Genomic DNA, 13,625 nt, shown 5'->3' with positions numbered 1-13,625 from the left:
GGTGGGATGACACCCCCGACTTGGCCGCTGGTACCCGCAGAGATGCAGCGGTGGGTGGAGGATGTCAGCGTTACCGCTGACCGCGTGGGGCGCGGCGAGATCGATCGCTGGCTGCCAGAGGAACTGGCGCGACTTCACAACCAGTTCGAGAGGGTGCACCCATTCATCGACGGAAACGGCCGGACCGGACGGCTCGTCATGAACCTGGTGCTGGTCCGGAGCGGCTATCCGCCCGTGATCATCTTCAAAAGGCAGCGCAGCGCGTACCTGGCGGCGCTGCAGCGTGCCGATAGCGGCGACTACGGGGCGCTTGGAGAACTGATCGCCCGGGCTATGTATGACAACCTCAACCGGTTCATCGTCCCCAACGTCGCTGGTCCCGCCCGCTTGGTCCCGCTCGCCGCCCTCGCTGATGAGGAGTTCACGCTGATCGCGCTGCGCCGGGCGGCACAACGCGGAAGGCTCGACGCAGTACAGGGACCTGATGGGATCTGGAGGAGTTCGCGCAGGGCAGTGGACGCCTACCGGATGGCGAGGCACCAGCGTCGGCTTGGGAATACTGCACCCAACGAATAAGTGCACTGCCCCAGTACTTGTGATAGCGGACCGCAGCGGGGGCACGCATTCCCCGGCGGCGGCTTGCAGGGTGGCGCTGCCGAGTTCGTGATAGGCCTCGAACTCGGCGGCGTCGTACAACTGCTCCAGCGTGCTGTCGCACGGGTAAGTCGGATGATCCTTGGCGTACGCAAGGACGTCCCAGGGCGCGCCGGTCCACCAGCCGAGTTTGCACACCCAGATGTCGCCCTGCTCGGGCAGCCCATGGTCCCCAGGTGGCCTGCTGAACGTCCCGTATGCCCACGGGCGGATCACCTGCCCGGGGGCCAGCCCGGCGTGGCCGTCGACCATCGTGGTGGGGTCGAGAGCGATATCCACTCCAGCGTCGCTCCTGGCCAGGGCCATCGATCCACCGAGGGTGAACCAGGTGTCGGCCTTGTCGCCGGAAGCGTCGAGCACCACGATGTGCCGTGCGCCCCGGCGCAGCGCCTCGACCAGGCCGAGGTTGTCGTAGTGGCCTCCATCGGTCACGTACATCCAGGTGTCCCGGTAGCTCGGGTGGCCGACAGCCTCCGCCCACAGCAGGCCGACGGTGGGCTGCATCAGCCGGTACCAGACTTCTCCGGCGAGCTTGTTGTCGAGCCTGAGCTGGAGCACGTGCGCCCAGAGCCTGCCCTCGCGGTCAAAGTTCAGGTCCGCCTTACGGTCCCACAGCGGGTGCGGCGACACGTACCAGAGCAGCAGCAGGAGCGGCCGCCGCGACCACCACCGGTCGGATTCGCCCCGCGCCGCCACGGAACCGCCCGGCGCTTGCTCATGGATGCGCTTGCGCGCTTCCCGGACCAGGGCCGGGTGCGGGAGCCACACACCAAGGCGGACGTTGGTCACGGTGAGCAGGATCCGGTAAGCCTGCCGCGTCGCGGCGCCCATCAACGGAGAGATCGCCGCCCCGCTGATCGCCGAGATGTCAAACAGGGTGCTCCTGCGCTCACCGACCAGAGCCTCGTAATCGGAGGTCAGCGCCTGGGCGTCAGCCTCGCCCGCGGCGCAGGTCTCGCGGCGCAGGGTGACGTGGTCCGCGTCGAAGCTGACACAGAAACCGCCACTGCCCGGTGGGACCTCGCGGTCCGCGTTGATATTTGCCGTGCCGCATATCACCAGGCCTGGCCTCCCGGCCTTGCCGCCATCGTCCCGCAGCTGGGATAGGCGGGTTGCGGCGGCCTCGGCGAACAACTGGCGTGCCTGCACGGCATTGCGCGCCTGCGCCGCCCGCCGGGTCACGGCGAACGCGTTAGCCAGCCGCCACCGGTAGACATCATGCAGCGACATGCGGTTGACGTTCACCGCGGCGCGGCCCAACAGCATGACCGCCAGCGCGATGCACACCGGCAGGAGCTGACCTGCGGTGAACCCGGCGCGGGCGCCGTCGCTAATCCACAACAGGGCAAGCACCGCGCCGCCAAGGACGATCACCGCGCTTGCCAGCCACGGCATCAATTGCTGGCGCAGCCAGCCCGCAACCGTGGTGAGGATGCCCGGGTTTCCGGCCGCTGCGTTCGCCTGGCCGCTGAGCGCGTTCCACTTGGCGAGCCCGGCCTGGCAGAACCGGGCGACGGCCGTTACCGCGGCGATCAGGCCCGCCAGTGCCGGGAGCGACCAGGACGGCCGTCCGCCGAAGCCGATGAAGTGCGCTAGGGAGCCGAACGACCCGGTGCTGCGCGTGAGCCACGAGATCAGCGACGGAGCCGCGAGCATCGCCAGGGCCACGGCCGCCGTCAGGAGGGCCGCCCAGCTCACCAGCTGCGCCCGATTGGCGCTGCGGTCGGGATCGTCGGGGTTCAGCCACGCCCACCACGGCGCTGGAGAGTTCTGGCGGCGGCCCGGCGGTTCGAGCGTCAGCCACCAGAACGCGAACAGGACAAGCGTGCTGCCGGCGGTGATCACCAGCGGGAGCCACCACGCCATCCCGGTCACCGCCGCCGTCATGGCGGCTGGCCCCGACGGGACCAGGACACCTTGCCAGCGCAGCAGCCAGCCCCAGGCGTGCGCGAACGCATACAGGGGGGCAACCACGATAATGAACGTCACGATCGCGCCAAGGAGCAGCGAGAGGACCCCGACGAGCACCGTCGCGCTGTTTGGCGCGATGTAGCGGGTGTTGTCGCGTAGGCTGCGCTCTTCGGGAGTGCCAGGGGCGTAGGCGTGCGGCACTGTCCCGGGCGGCAGGTCGTGCGCCACAAGTGCCCGGGACGAGGCGATGTAGCTTCCTCCCGACACTCCGACGACCCAGCTGGCATTCTCGAGCAGGCCGTCGCTGTCCATGCTCTGCAGCGCCCCGAGGCAGTAGGCGGCAGAACGAATGCCGCCTCCCGAGCAGCAAATCGCCCAGTCGTCGCCATCGGCCTTCCCGGTGTGCGCCGCCACGGGATGTGCCATGTCAATCCCCTGATCCCCGATGTCCCGTTGCCCCACGCCGCCACGGCACGAGGCGCCCGGTCCCCACACCGGGCATTCATTTCTCTAGAGGGGGCAGCAGGCTGCCAAGTACATGCCTGCTTATGTGCTCGGGGACGAGGGCGCCATCTCCTAGGCTTCCGCGACCTGTGCCGCGGTGCGCCCGGCTGGCCCGGGGGCACTGTCGCCGGGACGGTGGAAGTCCTTGCGGCGGATCAGCAGCGTGGCGCAGACCGCGCCGGCGAAGGCGAGCGCCGCGGTGACGTAAAGCAGCTCGTTGAGCGCGGCGGCGAAGCTCGACCGCAGCGCCAGGGTTATGACGCCGCGGTCGGCCGCCGGCGCCCGCGCGATCAGCTGCCCGACCGAGCCCTGGCGCACCGCGTTCACCATGCTCCCCGCCGACCCGGCCAGCGACGGCGGCAGCGCGCCGGACAGGTGGTCGCCGATCGCGGAGGTGAAGATCGAGCCCAGGGCGGCGATGCCGGTCGCGATGCCGACCTGGCGGAAGGTGGAGTTGACGCCCGAGGCCATGCCGGCCTGGTTTGGCGGGACGACGCCGATGGCGGTGGACGCGAGCGGCGGGTTCACCAGTCCGCTGCCGAGCCCGGCGACGATGAAACCCGGAATCAGGTGCGTCCAGGCCGAGCCGCCGTTCAGCCCGGTCATCACGATAAGGCCCACGCCCACGAGCAGCAGGCCTGGCCCGATCAGCCACCGGGTCGGCACCCGGGCGCTGAGCCGCCCGGCGATCACCGACGTGCCGAGCTGGGCGACGCTGAGGATGGCGATCCGCAGCCCGGCGTCGAGCGCCGAGTAGCCGAGGACATCCTGCAGGTAGATCGTGAAGTACAGCAGCATCGCGTACAGCGACCCGTTCATCGCGAACGCCGCGATGGCGCCGCCGCTGAACGTCGGGACACGCAGCAGCGACAGGTCGAACATCGGATGGGCGACCCGGCTCTCGGTCACGCCGAACGCGGCGAGCAGGACCACGCCGGCGGCCAGGCAGGCGATGACCCCGGTGTCGGACCACGAGCTCTCCCCGGCCCGGATCAGCCCGTAGACGAAGCTGACCAGCCCGAGGGTGAGCAGCGCAAAGCCAGCCCAGTCTGGCGGCGCGGGGTGCGGGGAGCGGGACTCCTCGATCCGCCAGATCGTCACGGCCAGCGCGAACACGCCGACCGGCACGTTGACGAGGAAGATGCCCCGCCAGTCCCAGTCGGTGGTGATCACCCCGCCGAGCACCGGGCCGAGCGCGGTGGCGATGCCGACGACCGCGCCCCACACGCCGAAGGCGACGCCGCGCTCCGGGCCGCGGAAGCTGTGCCCGAGCAGCGCCAGCGACGTCGCGAACATCATCGCGCCGCCGACCCCCTGGCCGCTGCGCGACACGATGAGCATCAGCGGGTTGGCGGCCAGGCCGCACAGCAGCGAGCCGATCGTGAAGACCGAGAGCCCGATCGTGAACAACAGCCTGCGGCCGTACCGGTCGGCGAGCACGCCCGAGGTCAGCAGCAGCGACGCGAGGGTCAGCGCGTAGGCGTCAAGTGTCCACTGCACGTCGCTGAACTGCGCGTGCAGTCCTGCCTGGATCGACGGCTGCGCCACGATGACGATGGTCACGTCAAGCAGCAGCATGAACATCCCGGCACAGACCGCGATGAGGGTCCACCATTTGCTGTCCACCGGGTTATCCCTTCAGTTCGGCGACTCACCGTCCATCGTGCTCGTGACTGGGCAGACGACCCGGATTCAGCGGCCATCCGGCCGGATCTCGACATTCATTAAGCTAGTAACCGTGAGAACCAGTCAGCTCGATGATGTCGACCGCCAGCTTCTCCACGCGCTGGTCGTGGCGCCGCGGGCGTCGTTCCGTCTGCTCGCCGCAGTGCTCGGGGTCTCCGACCAGACGATCGCGCGCAGGTACCGCAGGCTGACGGAAATCGCCGGCCTGCGGGTGTTCGGCCTCATTCACGGGCCACGGGCCGGCTGGGTGGACTGGCTGGTCCGCCTGCAGGCCGCTCCCGGCAGCGCGCAGCGCATCGCGGACACCCTGGCGCAGCGGCCGGACACACGGTGGGTGCGGCTGTATTCAGGCGGCACCGAGATCGTCTGCTCGCTGCAGGCGCGCAGCCCGGAACAGCGCAACGCGCTGTTCCTGCGCGGCCTGCCCGGCAGCCGTCACGTCACGGCGATCACGGCGCAGTCGGTCCTGCACGTGTTCACCCCGGTCGCATACGTTGGCTACGTCGGCGCCCTGTCGGACGCCCAGCTGGCCGTACTTCGCGACACCGTGCCCGAGGCATCGTCGGCCCCGCTCGAGACCGCCCCCGCCCCGGGCACCGAGGACGCCGACGCGGCGGTGCTCCGCGCCGAGGACGACCCGCTGCTCGCCGAGCTGGCCCGTGACGGACGGGCGCCGATCGCCGACCTGGCCGCCGCGACGCACTGGCACGAGTCGACCGTGCGGCGAAGGATCGAGGAACTGCGGCGGGCCGGACTGCTGTACTTCGATATCGACGTCGACGACGCGGTGCTCGGTGCCAACGTGAACGTCATGCTGTGGCTCAAGATCGAGCCGGCTTCGCTGGAGGCCGCGGGCCGGACGATCGCAGGGCACCCCGAGATCCCGTTCGCCGCCGCGACCACCGGCGCCACCAACCTCGCCGCCAGCGCGGTGTTCCGCGATACCCGCCACCTGTACGCCTACCTGACAACGAGGCTCGCCGACCTGCCCGGCCTGCAGTCGGTCGAGAGCGCGCCGATCATCAGCACCATCAAGCGGATAGGCCGGTCAGCGGCAGCGTCTTAGCACGGAGCCTTGGCCGTCCGTTTCGCGCGATTTGTCGCAACCAGCGTGCGGACTGTGCGTTAGCGCTACTCCAGCCCGTCAGCTGTCCCGGCGCCCGCTACTCCTGCCGCCACCGGGCCCGGTTGAACATCTGCCCGTACGTCTGGTTCCCGTACCGGTTCACATACACCGTCTGCTGCTGTTGCGGCCCGGCCTGGTCGATCGCGTTGGCGTAGAAGACCGGCGCGCCGGACGGCGGCTGCAGCAGTCCGGTCTCCGCGAGGTCCAGGTCGCACCTGACGTATCCGACAGTGATCATCGCCACCTTGTCCGCCTCGACGAAACGCAGCTTGTTGTGCTGGAACGTCTCGAGGAAGCGGGTGACGGACTGGTGACTGCGGCTCAGCTCGCGCTGCGCCTTCCGGTCGCCCCAGCCGCCTCCCCCCACCCACACCACGATGCCCTCGAAGATGTCCTCTTCCTCCACCGCGAGGACGTGCTCCAGGATGCCGAACTGCTCGCCATCCCTGGTCAGCACCGGAACCCCGAGCGTGGCGCCCTCGTAGGAAATCTGGAACTCGTCGTCGTCCATAGCGCCTCACGGTACCCGCAGCGCGCGCCATGCTCCAGCGGGTGCGGTTAAGCCGACCCGGCGGTGAGGCTGAACTCGCCGCTGCCAGGCGACGGCGTCGCAGTTTCCCGCAGGTAGGGCGCGGGGGCGGCCCGGCCGCGGGCCAGCCGTGCCTTGACCTACGGGAGCGCTGGCTGGTTGCACGCAACCGGCATAGCCGGACGCACCATAGAAGGTATGCGCATCCCCTGGACTCGCCGGTGGACCGGTCTGAGCCCGCGGCGCAGGGCGCTGCTCGGCGGGCTCGCCCTCGTCGTGGCCGCGGTCGGCGTCATCGTCGGCGTGGAGGCGACGCGAGGCCAGCCGGAGGCGGTGCCCGGCAGGCCGGGCGCGGTGCTGCTCGTGCCGGGGTACGGCGGGTCCACCACGTCGCTTGACGAGCTGGCCGCGCGGATCAGGCAGGCCGGCCGGACCGCGACCGTGGTGCAGCTGGCGGGCAACGGCACCGGCGACCTGACCGTGCAGGCCCGCGTGCTTGACGGGTACGTGAACCAGGCAATCGCCGACGGGTCAGGGCCGGTCACCGTGATCGGCTACTCGGCCGGCGGCGTCGTCGCCTGGCTGTGGGACGTCGACTACGGCGGCGCGGGTAGGGCGGGCGCCATCATCACGCTGGGATCCCCGCTGCACGGCGCGCGGATCGCGGCCGTCGGCACCGGCTACGACCCCGCGCTGTGCCCGGTCGCCTGCCAGCAGCTCGTGCCGGGCAGCGCCCTGCTGACCCAGCTGCAGCAGTCCACGCGGCCGCGGCCGCCCTGGCTGTCGCTGTGGAGCACCGACGATCAGACCGTGCAGCCGCCGGATTCGGCCCGGCTGCCCGGCGCGGTGAACGTGCCGCTGCAGTCGATCTGCCCGGGCGCGGACATCCAGCACGACCAGCTGCCCACCGCCCCGCTCGTCGTCGGCCTTGTCCTGCGCACGCTGGCCAGCAACCGCGTCACCGCTCCGGCCCCCGGCGACTGCGCGGCGCTTGAGGCCCTGGGTCAGTAAGCCGGTCAGGTCGTTATGTCCCTGGTCGCGAAGTTCGCCCAGGCGGCCGCCAGGAACACGACCACGTACACCGCCTGGATGCCGAACCCACGCTGGATGTCGCGCCAGAAGATCGGCTGCCGGAAGAAGTCGATCCACGCCAGCCAGTACCTGGTCGGCAGGTACGGCTGGATCGCGGTCGCGGAGTTGAGCGTGACCAGCACCTCGCTGGCGACCAGCGCCGCCAGCGATCCCATCGCGGCGCCGATCGCGGAGTCGGTGACCGTGGAGAGGAAGAGCGCGATCGCGGCCACGCCGAGCATCGAGACCGTGATGAACGCCATCGCGCCAAGGACGCGCTCGATGAGATCGAGGGTGGTCAGCGGCGCGCCGGACAGCGACGTGATGGCCGCGCCTGCCGACAGCCCGGCCGTGGGCGCGCCGCCGGCGCCCGGCGCGATCGAACCGGAAAGCCCGCCGGGCGGGACGCCGACCGCCGCCGCGCGGGACGGGCCCAGGATCAGCACGCCGGTGGCGTACGAGGTAACCGTGACCGCGACGACGGTGAGCACCGTGAACGCGATGACCGCGACGAGCTTCGCGACCAGCAGCCTGGTCCGTCCCACCGGGCGGGCCAGCAGGTAGCGCAGCGTTCCTGCCGAAGCCTCGCCCGCGATCGAGTCGCCCGCCATCACCGCGACGGCGACAGGCAGGAACACCGGCAGCACGAGGGCCAGCGCCGCCGCCGGATACAGCTGCCCGTCGTCGAGCACCGCCGACAGGAACGCGCTGCCCTGCCCCGGCGGCGGTGCCAGGTGCGTGACCGCGATGAAGATGGCCACGACCAGCGGCAGCGCGCAGATCAGGGCGATCGAGATCCAGGTCCGCAGCCGCCGGACGAGCTTGAACAGCTCGACCGCGATCACGAGATGTCCCGGGGGTTATGGGGGGCGGCCGGGGGGTCATGGGGGGCGGGCAGCCCCCCATGAGCGGGGGGGTCCAGGGGGGTCGTCCCCCCAGGAGTGGCAGCGGGCACGCCGAACTGGTCCGAGCCGGCCCCCGTCACCTCAAGCACGATCTCCTCAAGGCTGCGCCGCTGCGCCACCAGCGACAGGACCGGCACGCCGGCCGCCACGAGGCGGGCGTTCAGGGCCGCCGGATCGGCAGACCGGACCACCAGGTCCGCCCCGTCCCTGCGCTCGACGAGGCCGTCAAGAGCCGCGACCGCGCGTTCGGGATCATCGGTAGAGACCAGCACGCGGCCGGTCGGCTTTTGCAGGGCCGCGAGCTCGTCCTGCAGCACCAAGGCGCCCGAGTCGAGCACGCCGATCCGGGTGCACAGCGCGGAGACCTCCGGCAGCAGGTGGCTGGACAGGAAGACGGTCACCCCGGCGTCGTTCAGGCCGATCAGCAGGTTGCGGATGTCCCTGATGCCGCGCGGGTCAAGGCCGTTGGTCGGCTCGTCGAGGATGAGCAGCCGGGGGCGGCGCACCAGCGCGGCGGCCAGCCCGAGCCGCTGCCGCATGCCGAGCGAGTAGGCGCGGACCGGCCGCCTGTCGATGCGGGCCAGGCCGACCTGCTCCAGGGCCTCGTCGACACGCCGCCGCCTGGTCCGCCCCGACCCGTGCCAGCCGGGTCCCGCCGCGTCGAGCAGCCGCAGGTTGGCGCGCCCGGACAGGTGCGGGTACGCCGCGGGCTCCTCGATCATGGCGCCGATCTCCGGCAGGACGCGGCTCACGTGCCGCGGGATCGGCTCGCCGAGCACCGATATCGACCCGCTCGTCGCGTAGACCAGGCCGAGCAGCATGCGGACGAGCGTGGACTTGCCGCTGCCGTTCGGGCCGAGCAGGCCGTATCTGTCGCCCTCGCGGACGTCCAGGCTGACCTCGCGGACCGCCTCGACGCGGCCGAAGCGCTTCGTCAGGTTCGTCGTGGTGATCATTGGCCCTGATCCGGGTCGGCGGCCAGCGCTGCGCCAGCCTGCTCGAGGGTGGCCTGGCTGACCAGCCCGACCAGCAGGAACGTGTCGGGGGAAGTGTTGGGCTGCACGAGAACGAGGTTGACGAGCGGTGCGCTGGCGACCGCCATCGTGCCGTCACGGAACGCGAGTTGCGCCGCGCCGGCGTTCAGCGCGTCGCTGAGCAGCTGCGCGCCGGTGCCCGGGGTGAACGTCAGCACCGCGAATGAGGTCAGCCCGCCGCCGTACACGCCGATCTGCGGGACGGGTGACCGGCCCCGGGCGAACCCGGCGAGGCTGCCGGGCAGCACCTCGTCGTCAAGGCTCTGCAGCACTCCGGCGAAGGCGCTCGGCGTGGTCGTGGTGAACCCGGCGCCAGGGCCGAGCTGCGGGGTCAGCACGTCGCCGGACGGCGTCCACCGGCCGGCCTGGAGGAACTGCGTTTCCAGGGCCGGCTGCGCTGAGCCGCGGCCGAAGATCTCGACGCGCAGCGGCAGCCCGGTGCCTGGCGCCGCCCAGATGTCGGCCCGCGCGATCGTGGACTGCGGGCTGGCCGGCCTGATCGCCAGCCCCGCCGCGCTCTGCCCGGCCACCCGCTGTGGCGGCAAGAGGCTCAGCTCCGCGTCCGGTCCCGCCTCTTCGATTAGCCGAACGGCCAGGGCCGCTGGCACCAGGTCAGCGGCTCTGGGCAGCCGGATGACCTCGGGGCCGTAGATTCCGGTGAGCAGCTGCTCGCCCGAGTCCCAGACGAAGGTGTTGTCGCCGACCTGGTAGGTGTCGTTCTCGCCGGCGTCGGAGAGCGTGTCCACCCGCCAGTGGTCGGGCGCGGCCTGCCAGACCCGCATCCGGGTTACCCCGTCAAGCAGGGGCGTGACGGTGGAGAACGCGGGCAGCGGCGGGAGGCCGAAGTCCGCGTCGCTTTCCGCGTAACCGGCGAACGACAGGCGCTGGGAGCCGAGGATGAGGTTCTCAAGCTGCCGCGGCGTGAACCTCGGCACGCTCGCCGGGAGCGCGCTGGCCAAGATAGGCAGGCAGCACAGCACGGCGACGCCGGTCAGCACGACAATCCAGCGCCATCCGACATGCCAGGCGTGCCCAGGGCGCACCCCATCACGATACGGTAGCCGCCTTGGGTGCGGGCAAGTGCGCCGCTGACCGCGGTTCCGGCTGCCCGCTGCGGCGCCTCGCCTGTAATCTCGACGGGGAGAATGTGCGTCTTGTATACGCGCGGTCTCTACTTCCGCTGATCCGGGCTCTCTAAGCCGGTTGTCACGGCCGCCGCGCTAGCAGAGCAGGGGATTGCGTGTGCCGACGAACGAGACTGGCGTGACCGAGTCCGCGCAGCGTGCTCCGGCGCAGGACGTGCCCGAGCAAGCGGCGGGCACCGGGACGGCCATCGCGCCTGGCATCGCGCCCGGCATCGCACGGGGCGCACTGCTCATCGCCGGGCTCACCACGCTGTCCCGGATGCTCGGGCTGGTCCGCACGCTGGTGTTCTCGCAAAGCGTCGGGGCGGGCTGCCTGGGCACGGCGTACGTGACCGCCAGCCAGGTGCCGAACCTCATCTACGAGCTGGCCCTGGGCGGCGCGCTGACCAGCGCGATGGTCCCGGTGCTTGCCCGTTCGGCGCAGCGGGCGGGCATCGACCCCGCGCAGAAGGCGCGCGTCGAGCAGATCTCTTCCGCCCTGCTGACCTGGGCCGTCGTCATCCTCGTGCCGCTGACCGCGATCGTGGCGGCAACGGCGGGCCCGATCGCCTCGCTGCTCATGCCGGCCAACCCCAACTCGAGCTGCGCGCACGCCGAGATGGTCGCCATCACCCACAGCATGCTCGTCGTGTTCGCGCCCCAGGTCCTGCTGTACGGGCTGTCGGTCGTGCTCTTCGGGCTGCTGCAGGCGTACCGCAGGTTCACGGGCCCGACGCTGGCCCCGGTACTCGCCAACGTGGTGCTGATCTGCTGTTATCTCGCCTTCCCGTCCCTGGACAAGGGGCTGCCGCTGGCCAGCACCCCGCTCGCGGCCGAGCTGGTGCTGTCGGTGGGGACCACGCTGAACATCGCCATGCTGGTCATCGTGGTGCTCCCGCCGACGTGGCGGCTTCGCCTCAGGCTCCGGCCGGCACTGCGGTTCCCGCCCGGGGTCATCCGGCTGGCCGGCGGCCTCGCGCTGGTCGGGGTCCTTGAGTTCCTGGCCAGTGACGTGGACACGGTGGTGAACATCGACCTCGCCAACGGGCACGGCGACACGGGCGCGCTCGTCATGTTCAACTACGCCTGGCTGGTGTACACGTCTATCTACTCCGTGCTGGCCCTGTCGATCGTGACCAGCGCGTTCCCCGTGCTGTCGGCGACCGATGGGGAGACGTTCGACCGCACCTGCGCGGGGTCGACCCGCGCGGTCGTGCTCATGTCCTGGCTCGGCACGGCCGTGATGGCCGCGGTCTGCCTGCCCGCCGCGCACCTCCTCGCGAAACAGCCGGACCAGGTGTCGCAGCTCATCGGGGGCTTCGCCCTGTTCGCGCCCGGCCTGGTCGGCTACGCGGTGATCACCAACGCCTCGCGGGTGATGTTCGCCGTGGGGCGGCTGAAGGTGGCGGCGGCGGGGCTGGTCGCCGGGCAGTTGCTGCAGATCGTGTTCTGCGTGCCGCTCGTCCTGCTCGTGCCTGCCCGCCTGGTTGTCGCCGTCCTCGCCCTGGGCAGCACGATCACCCAGGTGGTCGTGGCGGTCCCGATGGTGATCGCGACCCGGCGGATCCGCGGCAGGGCGGCCGTCCAGGGCGTCGGCCACGCGACACTGGTCGGCGTGGCCGCCGGGGTCGCGGGCGCCATCCTCGGCGTGGCCGTCACCCTGGTGCTGCCCGCGGGCCGGAGGCTGGCAGACGTCGGGTCGGGCGCGGCGGCGGCGATGATCGCCGTCGCGGCCTTCGGCGTGGTGGCCTACGCGCTGGACAGGGGAGACCTGAAGACGGTGGCCCAGCGGTTCCGCCGGCTGGCCAGGCTACGGCCGTGACCGGGTTGTCCCTGCGGCGGCGCGGCGCGCGGGAAGCGGGGATAATGGTGCGGTGCAAGAGCGCGAGGTCGCGGTCCGGCCCGTGGAGGAAAATGACCGGCCCACGGTCGAATGGCTGACGACCCAGCTGTGGGGCGCCCCTGAGGTCGTCGTGCACGATGGGGTTTTCTATCCGGCCACCCTTCCCGGCTTCATCGCCGAGCGCGCCGGGCGCATCGCCGGACTTGTCACGTACGACGTGCGGCCCGGTGTCCTCGAGATCGTCACGATCAACGCTCTCGATCAGCACGCCGGAATCGGCACGATGCTTATCGAGGCCATTCGCGCCGAGGCTAAGCGCCGCGGCTGCCGCGAGATTGTGCTGACGACCACCAACGACAATATCGGCGCCCTCCGGTTCTACCAGCGGCGCGGATTCCGGCTGTCCGCGCTCCGGCCCGGTGCGGTGGACCGGTCGCGGCTGCGTAAGCCCGAGATTCCGCGCACCGGCGATTACGGCATTCCGCTGCGTGACGAGATCGACTTGACCTGCATCGTTTAGATCGCGCGGGCGGGAATTTCACGCAGCGTATCGGCCCGTGTGCTGTTGCGACGTCCCCCGATACTGCTATACAAGGACTTACGACTGTCCGAGGGAGCACGATGCTGCCAAACGATAGGGTCCAGTCCACGGGTCGGGAAAGGCTCAACCTCGTCGAGCGCGTGCAGCGTGCGACGGACCGGATTCCCCTGCCGCAGAGGATTGTCCCGATTATCGGGGCCGTGGTGTTCCTTTGCCCTGTGCTCGCGCCGATCGCGGTGGCCGGCAAGGTGCGCACCAAGATGGCTTCCGCGTACGTGGCCATGCTCGCCGTCTGGATCATCTACGTGACCGCGCTGTACAGCCCGTCCGCGGCCGCGCAGCCGTCGTGGCCCGAGCGCTGGGCGCTGTACGCGCTGCCGGTCGTGATGGCGGTCGTCGCGCACCTCGGGCCGCTGCGCCGCTGGTACGTGCCGTGCCGGACCGTCGCGGTGACGCTGGCGTGGCCGGTGGTCTTCGTCGTGGCGCTGCTCAACCAGCTGCACGGGCTGCACATCGCCCCCGTCGTCGGCGTGATCGCCGCGTGGCTGCTCGCGGCGCTCGCGCTGGGCTGGCGGGCGGCCAAGGGCATGCAGGACGCCCGGATGTACCAGCTCACGGGCGGGGCACCGGGACTGCCTGGCGGGCCAGGCGCCCCGGGCGCCCCGGGCGGGCGCCCCGCCGGACGGCCGGGGCCCGG

The 13,625-nt window shown here is 71.0% G+C and carries 10 protein-coding genes and 1 pseudogene; 6 read left to right on the top strand and 5 right to left on the bottom strand.

Features of this window, described 5'->3' with window-relative positions; all coding sequences use genetic code 11:
- Positions 1-6: 6 nt before the first annotated feature.
- Complete coding sequence (locus tag Q1N79_RS03115; protein WP_367185024.1) at positions 7-576, top strand: Fic family protein; 570 nt, start codon at positions 7-9, stop codon at positions 574-576.
- A 2,565-nt stretch (positions 577-3,141) separates the two neighbouring features.
- On the opposite strand, the gene Q1N79_RS03110 is transcribed toward Q1N79_RS03115, so the two are convergent.
- On the bottom strand, positions 3,142-4,695 hold the full coding sequence (locus Q1N79_RS03110; protein ID WP_300604053.1) for an MFS transporter: 1,554 nt from the start codon (positions 4,693-4,695) through the stop codon (positions 3,142-3,144).
- Positions 4,696-4,807: 112 nt separating this feature from the next.
- Between Q1N79_RS03110 and Q1N79_RS03105 the strand changes: the two genes are divergently transcribed.
- Positions 4,808-5,821 carry an Lrp/AsnC family transcriptional regulator gene (locus Q1N79_RS03105; protein ID WP_300604050.1) on the top strand — a complete coding sequence of 338 codons (1,014 nt, stop codon included), beginning with the start codon at positions 4,808-4,810 and terminating at the stop codon, positions 5,819-5,821.
- A 97-nt stretch (positions 5,822-5,918) separates the two neighbouring features.
- On the opposite strand, the gene Q1N79_RS03100 is transcribed toward Q1N79_RS03105, so the two are convergent.
- The gene (locus Q1N79_RS03100; RefSeq protein ID WP_300604048.1) at positions 5,919-6,392 is read right to left on the bottom strand and encodes a hypothetical protein; all 474 of its coding nucleotides are present in this window, start codon (positions 6,390-6,392) and stop codon (positions 5,919-5,921) included.
- A 216-nt stretch (positions 6,393-6,608) separates the two neighbouring features.
- On the opposite strand from Q1N79_RS03100, the gene Q1N79_RS03095 reads away from it, so the two are divergent.
- Positions 6,609-7,421 carry an alpha/beta fold hydrolase gene (locus tag Q1N79_RS03095; RefSeq protein ID WP_300604045.1) on the top strand — a complete coding sequence of 271 codons (813 nt, stop codon included), beginning with the start codon at positions 6,609-6,611 and terminating at the stop codon, positions 7,419-7,421.
- Between the two features lie 5 nt (positions 7,422-7,426).
- Here the strand turns inward: Q1N79_RS03095 and Q1N79_RS03090 are convergent, their stop codons facing one another.
- From Q1N79_RS03090 to Q1N79_RS03080, 3 genes are read right to left on the bottom strand one after another with little or no spacing between them, the layout of a single operon-like run.
- A complete protein-coding gene (locus tag Q1N79_RS03090) occupies positions 7,427-8,326 on the bottom strand; it encodes an ABC transporter permease (RefSeq protein WP_300604043.1) in 900 nt (299 codons plus the stop codon).
- A complete protein-coding gene (locus Q1N79_RS03085) occupies positions 8,323-9,342 on the bottom strand; it encodes an ABC transporter ATP-binding protein (RefSeq protein WP_300604039.1) in 1,020 nt (339 codons plus the stop codon). Before Q1N79_RS03085 ends, Q1N79_RS03090 begins: the two co-directional genes overlap by 4 nt.
- On the bottom strand, positions 9,339-10,463 hold the full coding sequence (locus tag Q1N79_RS03080) for a hypothetical protein (RefSeq protein WP_300604036.1): 1,125 nt from the start codon (positions 10,461-10,463) through the stop codon (positions 9,339-9,341). The genes Q1N79_RS03085 and Q1N79_RS03080 overlap by 4 nt, the downstream gene beginning before the upstream one ends.
- Positions 10,464-10,662: 199 nt before the next feature.
- Here Q1N79_RS03080 and murJ point away from each other — a divergent pair, with 199 nt between their 5' ends.
- From murJ to Q1N79_RS03065, 3 genes and pseudogenes are all read left to right on the top strand, one after another.
- The gene (gene murJ / locus Q1N79_RS03075; protein WP_300604033.1) at positions 10,663-12,366 is read left to right on the top strand and encodes a murein biosynthesis integral membrane protein MurJ; all 1,704 of its coding nucleotides are present in this window, start codon (positions 10,663-10,665) and stop codon (positions 12,364-12,366) included.
- A 52-nt stretch (positions 12,367-12,418) separates the two neighbouring features.
- Entirely contained in the window at positions 12,419-12,907 is a 489-nt protein-coding gene (locus tag Q1N79_RS03070; protein ID WP_300604030.1) for a GNAT family N-acetyltransferase, read from the top strand.
- A 221-nt stretch (positions 12,908-13,128) separates the two neighbouring features.
- Positions 13,129-13,625, top strand: a pseudogene (locus Q1N79_RS03065) (hypothetical protein); the annotation flags it as partial.

The sequence above is a fragment of the Trebonia sp. genome (genome assembly GCF_030042015.1).
Taxonomy (GTDB): domain Bacteria; phylum Actinomycetota; class Actinomycetes; order Streptosporangiales; family Streptosporangiaceae; genus Trebonia.
This window is presented reverse-complemented; position numbering and strand designations above follow the sequence as displayed.